The organism is uncultured Campylobacter sp. (assembly GCF_963517995.1).
Classification (GTDB): Bacteria; Campylobacterota; Campylobacteria; order Campylobacterales; family Campylobacteraceae; genus Campylobacter_A.
The window spans coordinates 1-7752 of record NZ_CAUQHQ010000107.1; the positions used below are offsets into that span (position 1 = coordinate 1).

6 protein-coding genes are annotated in these 7752 nt (G+C 49.5%); all 6 read left to right on the top strand.

Going from position 1 to position 7752, the window contains the following annotated elements; genetic code table 11:
* Positions 1 to 554: invasion protein CiaB (gene ciaB, locus RYL88_RS09885; protein ID WP_314990960.1), on the top strand; the 554-nt coding region annotated here is incomplete at its 5' end.
* 343 nt (positions 555 to 897) lie between these two features.
* Positions 898 to 1314, top strand: a complete 417-nt coding sequence (locus RYL88_RS09890) for an acyl-CoA thioesterase (RefSeq protein WP_295144321.1) — start codon at positions 898 to 900, stop codon at positions 1312 to 1314.
* A 666-nt stretch (positions 1315 to 1980) separates the two neighbouring features.
* A complete protein-coding gene (locus RYL88_RS12710) occupies positions 1981 to 4239 on the top strand; it encodes a molybdopterin oxidoreductase family protein (RefSeq protein ID WP_297968958.1) in 2259 nt (752 codons plus the stop codon).
* 144 nt (positions 4240 to 4383) lie between these two features.
* Positions 4384 to 5403, top strand: a complete 1020-nt coding sequence (locus RYL88_RS09905) for an ABC transporter substrate-binding protein (protein ID WP_314990962.1) — start codon at positions 4384 to 4386, stop codon at positions 5401 to 5403.
* Between the two features lie 53 nt (positions 5404 to 5456).
* Positions 5457 to 6950 carry a subtype B tannase gene (locus tag RYL88_RS09910; RefSeq protein WP_314990964.1) on the top strand — a complete coding sequence of 498 codons (1494 nt, stop codon included), beginning with the start codon at positions 5457 to 5459 and terminating at the stop codon, positions 6948 to 6950.
* 354 nt (positions 6951 to 7304) lie between these two features.
* Positions 7305 to 7752 (top strand): iron chelate uptake ABC transporter family permease subunit (locus tag RYL88_RS09915; protein ID WP_314990966.1); only part of this gene is annotated, 448 nt, incomplete at its 3' end.

Here is a 7752-nt window from a genome sequence, read left to right on the forward strand (position 1 = left end):
AGTTTGGGCCTATACTTTTCGTCGGCACCGACACGGAAAAGGCGATGAATGCGGACGGCGAGTTTAAATTTATCGAGGAGTACAAGGCGACTACGGGCGGGCTGGTAAATTTCTTTATCGGCGACGACGCGAGCTACGAGATGAGCGTATTTCACGAGCTGATCGCCCGCGCGGTCGGACTGATCGCGTGGCGTGAGGTCGATGAGGTGCGCGCGTACTACTGCGAGGGGCTCATCCATCTTAGCTTGCTTTTTGGCTCTGGCGCGCTTAGCTTTGAGGACGGTGCTTTGGTCGTCAAATTTGACCGCGAGCACTACGCTAAATTTAAAGAAATCTGCCTTGCAAACTACAAAAATTTGGCGCTTCACTACGCAAGGCGCGCTCCGGCGGGCGAGTTTTTGGCGAAATTTTGCGACAAAGAGGGCAAAAGCTACCTGCCTAAACACGCGCAGGCAAGGGCCTTTGTAGAGCATTACTACGCCCGCTACAAGGCTATCGGAAACGAGCTTGACGAGAGCGGCGAATGGGAAAAATGGCAAGCGGGAGAAAAGTAACCCGAGGCAAATTTGCGCTAGATTGGGCGGCTTCGGCATGCAAATTTGACCCAAAATTTACGGCAAATTCGCCCTTTTCTAGCGGCCTAGACCCGCGCCTTTTTGATGCTGAGTTTAGCATTTTTAGGATGCGGGTTTTGCGGGCTAAATTTGTACGTCGCGCTTCGCAAATTTACCGAATTTGCCGCAAGCCTGGGTTATTTGCATCAAATTTACCTTAAATTCGGGTGTAAAGTTTAAAAAGTAAAATTTGATAAAATCGCGGTGAATTTATTTGAGGGCAAGCAAGCCAAACGCGGCAAATAGCCGCTAAATTTACGAATCTAAAACGAAAGGATAAAAAATGGAAGAAATGCTAGAAGGAATGGGCGAACCGCGCATAAAGCAAGTCGCGCTGCCAAAGGACACGAACTCGGCGGGCAATATATTCGGCGGCTGGATACTAAGCCAGATCGACCTAGCCGGCGCGCAGGCCGCGCGGGAGCTGTCGCCCGAGCGCGTCGTGACGATTTCGATGCAAGAGATTATATTTAAGCAGCCCGTTTTCGTCGGCGACGTCGTGAGCTGCTACGCCAAAATCATCGCCGCGGGCAATACGTCTATAAAAACCAAGATAGAAGTCACGGCGCTGCGGCTAAACGCGGCCGGTTTTCGCGAGCGCATACACGTAACATCCGCGATAGCGACTTACGTGAGCGTGACTAAAGACGGCGCGAAAAAACCGATCGATCCGCAGCTAAAAAAGGCGCACGGATTTTGACGAATCTGCCTTGGTCGGAGCGCATTTTTACGACTCCAGTTTGCATGCGGCCAAATCTCAAACGCGCTTTGCCGTATGACCGAGCCGTTTTTAACTTATAAATTTTGCGTTTGCGCCCGCAAAACGCATATTTACCGTCTAAACGGCGGCCAAATTCGGCCGAGCTAGATTATCTAGCTCGGTTTTAGCTTTTTAGCGCATTGGAAAATCAAAATAAACGCTTAAAATCATTAAAACCAAATCTACCCAGCTTCGCGCGATAAAACCGTAAAATCGTTTATGGCGCTTTGCGAGATTTAAAATAGCGGCGCAAAAACGCGTTTTCTAAATTTACGCTCGTAAATTTCGCGGCCGAAATTTGGATATTTCGGGCGGATTAAGTTATGTTAAGCATTAAACTATTTTTTTAAGCCGTGTTAATACTATTACAAATTCTAATCTTAATAAAAGCTCTCAAGTTATTCTTATTTATAAATAATACGATATAGCCAAAACGACGATATAGCGGCGCCTGGAGTTCCGTATACTGAATAAAATAATTAATAGAAACTTAAATCAAAATATTGATTTAAAGTATTAAGGATTTTTATTATTTTTTAAGGACAAATATGCAAATATTTCATATTTAATAAATATGCAAAATCTGCATATAAAAAAGGAGAAAAAATGACGAAGACCGGCAAAGTCATATGTCCGTATTGCGGCACGGGCTGTCAGGTCGAGCTTCACGTCGAAAACAACGTGATAAGAAGCGCGCTTGGAGTGCACGATAACCCCGTAAACCAGGGCAATCTGTGCTTAAAGGGCTTTTACGGCTGGGATTACGTGGGGGCACCTGACAGACTAACAAAACCGCTAATTCGCAAAAAAGACGGAGTGTTTAGCAAAGACGGAGACCTTGAGGAGGCTAGCTGGGACGAGGCGCTTGATCTAGTCGTCGCCAAGATGAAAGAAGTAAAGGAAAAATACGGCCCCGACGCGCTAGTAGGCAACTACTCGGCTCGCTGTACGTTAGAGGACAACTACGTCGCGCAAAAGATAATGCGCGCCGTAATCGGTACGAACAACGTCGATCACTGCGCTAGAATTTGACACGCTCCGACTGTGGCAGGTCTTGCCAAAACAATCGGTAACGGAGCGGCGACAAACAGCTTCACGGAGATCGGACCTTATAGTAATTGTATCTTGATGATCGGCTCAAACCCAGAAAACGGCCACCCGATCGCGGCTATGCACATACAGCGCGCACTAAACCGCGGCGCTAAGCTCATCGTAATAGATCCCGTAAAAACGGAATTTGCTAGCCGAGCGGACGTGCATTTGCAGCTAGCGCCCGAGCATAACATCGCGGTTATAAACTCGCTTCTTTATGTTATTTTCGAGGAAAATTTGGTTAATTGGGACTTCGTAAACGAATGCACAAAAGGCGTAGAATACGTACGCGAAGCGGTCAAGGACTATTCGCCCGAAGCCATCGCTAGCTACACCAACCTAAACCCGCAGGACGTGAGAAAAGCGGCACGCATGTACGCGACTATCCGTCCGGCCGTCATCACGCACGGTATGGGCGTTACGCACTTTAACCACGGCGTGGGCGCAGTTTGCGATATTTCAAATTTATTCCTTTTAACGGGAAATATCTGCGAGCTAGGCAGCGGCGACCTACCGATACGCGGACAAGAAAACGTCCAAGGCTGCTGCGATATGGGTGTGCTGCCGAATATTTTCCCAAATTTAGGCTCGGTAACCGATCCTAAACAGCGCGAGTGGTTCGAGCAGGTTTGGCATCTAGAGCCAGGCTCCTTAAACGGTAAAATCGGCATCCATAAAACCGAAGTACCAAACGCCATCCTTGACGGTAGAGTACACTTTTTCTGGACGATGGGCGAAAACCCGGTTATGACCGATCCAAACACCAACCACTTCCTAAAAGCGATCTCTAAAGTAGATATGTACGTGGTTCAGGATATCTTCCTAACCGAAACGTCGCGTAAAGCCGACGTCGTTTTGCCCGGCGTGGCAAGTAGCGAAAAAGAAGGCCTCTACGCCAACGCAGAGCGCCGCGTACAGCACAACGAGCACGTCATCACGCCTCCCGGAGACGCCAGACAAGATTGGTGGATCATCTGCGAGATCGCGCGAAGGCTCGGAGCGACAGAGGGATTTAACTTTAACTCGCCCGAAGAAATTTGGGAAGAGGTACGCAAGTGCGACCCTAGAAGATACGGCGGCATGAGCTACTACCGCATCAAAAAGCACCACGGTTTACACTGGCCGTGCCCTGATGAAAACGATATGGGCGGACAGAGCCTATATCTAGATAAAAAATTCTTTACGCCCGACGGCAAAGGTAAATTTATCCCTTGCTTGCACGTAAAGAGCGTAGCAGATATCGAGCCTGCAAAAGCCGAGTTTGCTAAACGCGTAAATTTACCGCCTGAGTACGAAGTGATGGCCGGTAGCGTGGACGAGCCGACCGACGCCGAGTATCCGATACAGCTGCTAACTACGCGTAAAGTCTATCAGTACGCCGGCGGCGTCATGACTAGACGATCAAAAGCTATCGAAGAGGGCGGCGACAGCATCGGACCGATCGCGGAGATGAACCCTGCGCTGGCCGAGCGCTACGGTATCAAGCAAGGAGACTTCATCAAAGCGTGGAGCAGATACGGCTACATCGTCATCAAAGCAGACGTCACGGGCATCGTCCCAGACGGCGTCATACAGATGACCTATCACTACTGGGAGAGCTGCTGCAACGAGCTAACGAGCAACGGCTGGGACTTCATCAGCAAGACTCCGACCTTTAAGGCCGCCATCCAGATCCAAAGGATAGAGGAGGAGGAGTTTTTGCGTATTCGCGAGCTAAAACGCATCAAATTCCAAACCAACAAGGTCATATACGACGACTATCACCACGAGTGATTTTTTAGCCCCGCTTGCTAAACCGCGGGCGGGGCTGCTTAAATTTAGCTTTTAAATTCGCTTCTTGATTAAAATTTAAAAAATATATCTTATTTTAATATGCATTTTTGTAATATTCCCAAAAAATTCCCAAAGGAGCAAAAGATGAAAAAATTTCTCACGACGCTGCTTTTAAGCGCTATCGTCGCGCTAGGAGCCGAGGTCAAAACCATCACCGATATGACGGGCAACGAGGTCAAAATCCCTGCCCAAACGCAAAAGATAGCCGCGCTTTGGCACGCAAATAACCAAGTGATCTTGGTGTTAGGCGGCGCGGATAAGATCGTAACTACGACCGATCAGATCAAGAAAAATAAGTGGTTTGCTAAAATTTACCCTCGCATCGCAGAGGTACCGGCCGCGCTAAACGGCAACGACATCCAAATCGAGGAGCTAGTTAAACTAGCGCCGGACGTAGTCGTCGTATCAAATAAAAATTTCCAAGAAAATCTTACTAAAAACGGTTTTAGCGCGGCGAATTTGATATTTCGCGACTACGACGATATGAAAAAAAGCGTGCTGCTAACGGCCCAGATCATCGGCGGCGACGCGGCTAGCAAGGCAAAAGAACTAAACGAAAATCTAGATGCCAACATCGCGCTAGTTACCGAGCGCACGAGCAAACTAGACGACGCTGCGCGCCCTAAAGTGCTACACATCGTAGGCGGCGCAAACCTACTAAAAATCGACGGCACCAAAACTATCATCGACACGTGGGTGAGATACGCAGGCGGTAAAAACGCGGTGCAAAAAGAGGGCAGCATGATAGAAATCACGGCTGAAGAGATCGTAGCCGCAGACCCTGACATCATCATCGTAGGCGGCGCGGACAATCAAAAAGCGGTTGAGAAAATTTACGCCGATCCGGTATTTGCAGGGCTAAAAGCGGTCAAAGACAAAAAAGTCTACGGCAACCCAAAAGGCGTATTTAGCTGGGATAGATACGGCGCGGAGTCGGCTTTGCAAATTTTATGGGCGGCTACTATCGTTCAGCCGGAGCTCTTTAAAGACGTCGACGTAAAAGCCCAAACTAAGGCGTTTTATAAGAAATTTATGAACTACGACCTTAGCGACGTAGAATTTGACTACATCCTAAAAGGACTAAATCCGGACGGTAGCAAATAGTCAAATTTGAACGATTTTGCCGGTAAACACGGCAAAATCAAAAGGAAGCAAAGATGAAAAAAGGGACGCTTGCATTTGGCGCGGCTTGCCTTTGCGCGGCACTTAGCGCGCAGGCGGCGGATCTGAAATTTGATCCGGATAAATTTGAAACTCGCTCTATAAAATCAGGCGAAAAAGAGGTTAAATTTAGAGCCTACGAGGGGATAGTTTACGTAGCAAATCCCGTGGATAGCGAGTATCAAAGGTTAAATTTTTACGTCCCGGCGCAGTATTTTGAGGGCAGCAAAGACAAAAACAGTAAAAATGTGACGGGCAAATTTGACGCGGCAAGCGCTCCGATCTTTTTGCCAAATTCCATCGGCGGATATATGCCGGGCAAGCCTTTTACGCCCGCACTTGATAAAAACGGCAAGCCAAACGCGGTGCTAGCGGCGCTTGAGCGCGGTTACGTCGTCGCTGCGCCTGGTGCTAGAGGCAGGACGCTCAAGGACGCAAACGGTAAATTTAGCGGCAAAGCGCACGCCGCCATCGTCGATCTAAAGGCCGCCGTGCGGTATCTCAAATTTAACGACGCAGCGATGGCCGGCGACGCGAACAAAATCGTATCAAACGGCACGAGCGCGGGCGGAGCGATGTCGGCGCTGCTTGGCGTCTCGGCAAACGCGCCCGAGTTTGAGCCGTATCTGACAGCACTCGGAGCCGCAAAGGCTAGCGACGAGATCTACGCCGCCTCAGTCTATTGCCCGGTTACAAACCTAGAAAACGCCGACGCAGCCTACGAGTGGATGTTCGGCGCGCAGACGAAATACGAGAAAATAGACTTTAGCGCGCTGGATGCGGCGGGATTTAACGAGCGAAGCGACAAGCCAAAAACCGTCTCAGGCGAGCTAACCGCAGAGCAAAAAGAGCTCTCCGCCGCGCTAAAATCGGCCTTCCCCACTTATGTAAATTCGCTAAATTTAAAAGACGCCAAAGGCCGCGCGCTAAGGCTTGAGCCTAGCGGCGAGGGAAGCTTTAAAGAGTATGTCAAAAAGACGCTAGCAGACTCTTTTGCGGCTGCAAAAAGTCGCGAGAAAAGCCTGCTAAAGCCCGAGTTTTTCACGCTTGAAACGCAGGGTTGCACGCTCGGATATGATTTTAAATTTGAAGACTTCGTTCTATCTATGCCGCGCGCTAAAGCTACGCCCGCATTTGACGGGCTAGAGCTACAAAATCCCGAAAACGACTTTTTCGGCGATGCGGACGCGGCGGCAAAGCACTTTACCGAATTTAGCGCCAAACGCAGCACGGGCGAGAGTGCGGATGCCAAAATCATAAAAATGGTAAACGCGATGAGCTATCTGGGCAATAAAAGCGCGGCCAAATTTTACCGAATCAGGCACGGCGCGGCCGACTCCGATACGGCTCTAGCGATACCGCTTATCTTGGCGCTGGGGCTACAAAATGCGGGCAAGACGGTTGATTTTGCGGTGCCTTGGGGGCAAGGTCACGGCGGCGACTATGATCTGGACGAGCTTTTTAGATGGATAGACCGCGTCGTAAAATAGCTTAAATTTGACGCGGCGGAAGCTTGCCTTTAAATTTGGCTTGACGAAAATTTGCGGAAACGTTAGATTTAAATTTGATAACGCGGCAAGGGGCGCCTAGCTCAAATTTATCGTTGGCGCCAAGCCTTAAACGCAAAACGGCGGGCGAATTTGACCCAAGCGGCATAAATTCGGCGCTTGGTGTTGATTATCTAGATCGCAAACAAAACCGCCTTTTTTCTCGCTGTTTTAGCAGCGATCGCAAATAAGAAACAAAAGCTTCGCTCGCCAAGTTAGCGGCAAGGCGAATTTAGCCCTTTTTCGAGCGATTTTTATGCGGGCTAGCGTAGTCGGAGATTTTATTTTAGGAGAAAGATGAAAAATATTAGCTTTAAATTTACGCTGATTTTGCTAGCCGCGCTGACCGTAGTTTGCGGCGTGATCGCGCTTGGCGTCGGCAGGTTTTACGTGGCTCCCTCTGACGTTCTTAGCGTGATCGGCGGCTTTTTTGGAGTGCAGACGGAGACCGCGGCAAATATCCAAAACGTCGTCGAAAACATCCGCATACCGCGCATCATCGCGGCTATTCTCGTCGGAGCCGCGCTTAGTATCAGCGGAGCGGCGTATCAGGGCGTATTTCGCAACCAACTAGTTAGCCCCGATTTGCTGGGCGTTTCGGCTGGAGCTTGCGTGGGAGCCGCGATTGCGATTATGTTTGATATGCCTCTTTTTTGGGTGCAGGCGTTAGCCTTCGTCTGCGGGCTCGCGGCCGTAGGCATGACGCTATCCATACCGCGTCTAATGGGGCGCTCTAGCACGCTGA

Excerpts from the sequence above, each read along its gene's own strand:
- RYL88_RS09905 (WP_314990962.1), top strand. The coding sequence starts at position 4,384 with ATGAAAAAATTTCTCACGACGCTGCTTTTAAGCGCTATCGTCGCGCTA.
- RYL88_RS09890 (WP_295144321.1), top strand. The coding sequence starts at position 898 with ATGGAAGAAATGCTAGAAGGAATGGGCGAACCGCGCATAAAGCAAGTC.
- RYL88_RS09910 (WP_314990964.1), top strand. The coding sequence starts at position 5,457 with ATGAAAAAAGGGACGCTTGCATTTGGCGCGGCTTGCCTTTGCGCGGCA.